The sequence below is a fragment of the Dactylosporangium sp. NPDC050588 genome (assembly GCF_040654975.1).
In the GTDB taxonomy this organism is placed as follows: domain Bacteria; phylum Actinomycetota; class Actinomycetes; order Mycobacteriales; family Micromonosporaceae; genus Dactylosporangium; species Dactylosporangium maewongense.
On record NZ_JBFAJA010000199.1, the window covers coordinates 1 to 3687 of the forward strand.

1 protein-coding gene is annotated in these 3687 nt (G+C 70.2%); it reads left to right on the forward strand.

What is annotated here, in order from left to right; translation table 11 throughout:
- The coding region (locus AB0I21_RS57150; protein WP_360574417.1) for an SDR family NAD(P)-dependent oxidoreductase at positions 1-3687 on the forward strand (3687 nt) is incomplete at both ends.

The following is a 3687-nucleotide window of genomic DNA, read 5'->3' on the forward strand; positions in this document are numbered from 1 at the left end:
GTGCGCCGGTGCTGCGGGAGTTGACGGTGCAGGCCCCGCTCGTGCTGGACGGGGCTGTCGAGGTGCAGACGGCGGTGAACGCCGACCGGCAGGTCGCGATCTACTCGCGCGCTGCTGATGACGAGCCCTGGACCTGCCACGCCACCGGCGCGCTGGACCAGGAGCGCCCGCTGGCGCACTCCGTCGAGTGGCTGCCGGCCGACGCGGTGCCCCTTTCCACTGCTGATCTCTACGACCGGCTGGCTGAGCGTGGCTACGAGTACGGGCCGGTGTTCCAGGGCGTCCGGGCGGCGTGGGAAGCCGGCGACGAGCTCTACGCCGAGGTCGAGCTGCCGCCATCGGAGCACGGCCGGGCCGCGGGGTCCACGATCCACCCCGCGCTGCTGGACGCGGCCACACACATGGCCGGCGCGCGTGCCGCTCGGGATGAAGACGCACCGGTATTGCTGCCCTTCGCGTGGCAGGACGTTGCCGTGTACGCCACGGGCGCGACCAGGGTCAGGGTGCGGATGCGTGTGGATGGCGCGAGTCTGTCGTTGACGTTGACCGACGTGGATGGGGCGTTGGTGGCGACGGTGGGGTCGTTGGTGTTGCGGGCGTTGTCGGAGCGGTTGTCGGTGGCGCCGGTTCGGGATCTGTACACCGTTGACTGGGTGGAGGTCGGCCGTGCTGGTGAGGCGGAGGCTGACCTGCCGGTGTGGGATTGCGCCGGTGTCGGGTTGGCTGACGTCCTGACGGGTGTGCAGCAGCGTTTGGCCGCCGACGAGCAGCGTTGGGTGGTGCTGGTTCCGGACAGTCAGGATCGTCCGGAGCGGGCGGCGGTGTGGGGTCTGCTGGCATCGGCGCAGTCGGAGCATCCGGATCGTCTTGTGTTGGTGGATGCGGTTGATGCGGGGGTGGCGCGGGCGGCGGTGGCGGTGTGTGACGAGCCGCAGTTGCGTGTGGACGGTGACGGTGGTGTTCGGGTGCCGCGTCTGGTGCGTGCGGCCCCGGGTGGTGGCGATGTTGACTTCGGCACTGGCCCGGTGTTGATCACTGGCGGCACGGGGACACTTGGCGGGTTGCTGGCGCGGCATCTCGTTGACGCATATGGCGTGACTGATCTGGTGTTGGTGTCGCGGCGCGGCCTGGCCGCCGGCCGGTTGGGTGAGGAGCTGCCGCAGGCGCGGATCGTCGCCTGTGACGTGTCGGATCGGGAGGCGTTGAAGGCGCTGTTGGAGGAGTGCAGGCCGAGTGCTGTGATCCATGCGGCCGGTGTCCTGGACGACGCGACCGTGGCGAACCTGACCGAGTCCCAGTTGGAGGCGGTGTTCAGTGCGAAGGCTGTCGCGGCAAGGCACTTGCATGAGCTGACCGATGGGTTGAGTGCGTTCGTGTTGTTCTCTTCGGCGTCGGGTGTGTTCGGTTCGGCGGGGCAGGCGAACTACGCCGCCGCGAACGCGTACCTGGATGCGCTGGCCCGCCAACGGCGTGCGCAAGGCCTGCCGGCGCAGTCGCTCGCCTGGGGATTCTGGGACAGCGAAAGCGCGATGACCGGCTCCGCGGACCGCGAACGCCTGGAGCGGTCCCGCGTACTACCGATCGGCAACGAGCTCGGGCTGCGGCTGTTCGACGCCGCGATCCGGGTGGATGCGCCCGCCGTGGTGCCGGTACGGCTGCGGCTGACCGGCACCCAGGCAGTCCCGCCGTTGCTGTCGCGGCTGGTCCCGGCGACCCGGACCACGGCCGCCGCGGCCACGCGGGACACGGCGTGGGCGCAGCGCCTCAGCGGACTCGACGTGGACCGCCGCCGCGCGGAGGTCCTGCGGCTGGTGTGCGCACAGGCGGCCGCGGTGCTCGGCTTCCCCGGCGAGGACCGGATCGAGCCCGGTTCGGCCTTCCGGGAGATGGGGTTCGACTCGCTGACCGCCGTGGAACTTCGCAACCGCGTGGCGGCGCAGTCGGACGTGCGCCTGCCGGCGACGCTGGTCTTCGACTATCCGTCGCCCGTGGCGCTGGCCGCGCACCTCGACGAGCTGATGTTCGGCGGGCCGCGGACCGTGGCCGTACCGGCGACGATGACCACGACGCAGGACGATCCGATCGTGGTGGTCGAGATGGCCTGCCGGTTCCCCGGCGGCGTGTCGTCCCCCGAGGACCTGTGGCAGCTGCTCACCGACGGCGCCGACGCGATCGGTGGCCTGCCCACCGATCGGGGCTGGGACCTGGCGTCGCTCTACGACCCGGCCGGGGCGAAGCCGGGAACCGCCTACACCCGGCACGGTGGCTTCCTCGCAGGCGCCGCGGACTTCGACGCGGACCTGTTCGGGATTTCGCCGCGTGAGGCGCTTGCGATGGATCCGCAGCAGCGGTTGTTGTTGGAGGTGTCGTGGGAGGTGTTGGAGCGGGCGGGTATTGATCCGTTGTCGTTGCGTGGCAGCCGGACCGGGGTGTTCACCGGTTTGATGTACCACGATTACGGCTCGCGGGTGCGGTCGGTGCCGGCGGAGTTGGAGGGGTACTTCACCAACGGGAACGCGGGGAGTGTCGCGTCGGGGCGGGTGGCGTATTCGTTCGGGTTCGAAGGGCCGGCGGTCACGGTGGATACCGCTTGCTCGTCGTCGTTGGTGGCGTTGCATTTGGCGGTGCAGGCGTTGCGGTCGGGCGAATGCGACCTCGCGCTCGCCGGCGGCGCATCGGTCATGGCGACGCCGAGTGTGCTGGTCGAGTTCTCCCGGCAGCGCGGCCTCGCCGAGGACGGCCGCTGCAAGTCGTTCGCAGCGGCGGCCGACGGCACGGGCTTCTCCGAGGGCGCCGGGGTACTGCTCGTCGAGCGGCTGTCGGACGCCCGGCGCAACGGGCATCGAGTGCTGGCAGTGGTACGCGGCTCCGCGGTGAACCAGGACGGCGCGTCGAACGGTTTGACGGCGCCGAACGGCCCCTCACAGCAGCGGGTGATCCGCCAGGCACTGGCCTCGGCCGGTCTGTCGGCTGCGGACGTGGATGTGGTGGAGGCGCACGGCACGGGCACCCGGTTGGGTGATCCGATAGAGGCTCAAGCTGTCCTCGCCACGTACGGTCAGGATCGGGAACAGCCGGTCCTGCTGGGGTCGGTCAAGTCGAACATCGGGCACACGCAGGCCGCCGCCGGGGTGGCCGGCGTGATGAAGATGATCCTGGCGATGCGGCACGGACTCGTGCCCCAGTCGCTGCACATCGATACGCCGACGCCGGAGGTGGACTGGTCGGCCGGCGCCGTCGAACTGGTCACGACGACCAGCACGTGGCCGGAGACGGGACGTCCGCGTCGGGCGGGTGTGTCGTCGTTCGGTGTCAGCGGCACCAACGCCCACATCATCGTGGAACAGGCTGCCGAGGAGCCGGATCCGGTCGTCTCGTCTGATGGTCCTGCGGTGTGGTTGTTGTCGGCGCGTTCTCGTGAGGCGTTGCAGGCGCAGGTTGGGCGTCTTGCGGCGTTTGTTGAGCGGCGGCCTGAGGTGTCGGCGCATTCGATCGCTGTGGGTTTGGCGCGGCGGGCGTTGTTGCCGTATCGCGCGGTCGCCGTCGATGGAGTGCTGGACGGCTTGGAGTTGCCGGTGGTGCCGGCGTCGCCGGGTGGTGTGGTGTGGGTGTTCTCTGGTCAGGGTTGGCAGTGGGAGGGTATGGCCCGCCGGTTGTTGGCGGAGTCGCCGGTGTTCGCCTCGGCGA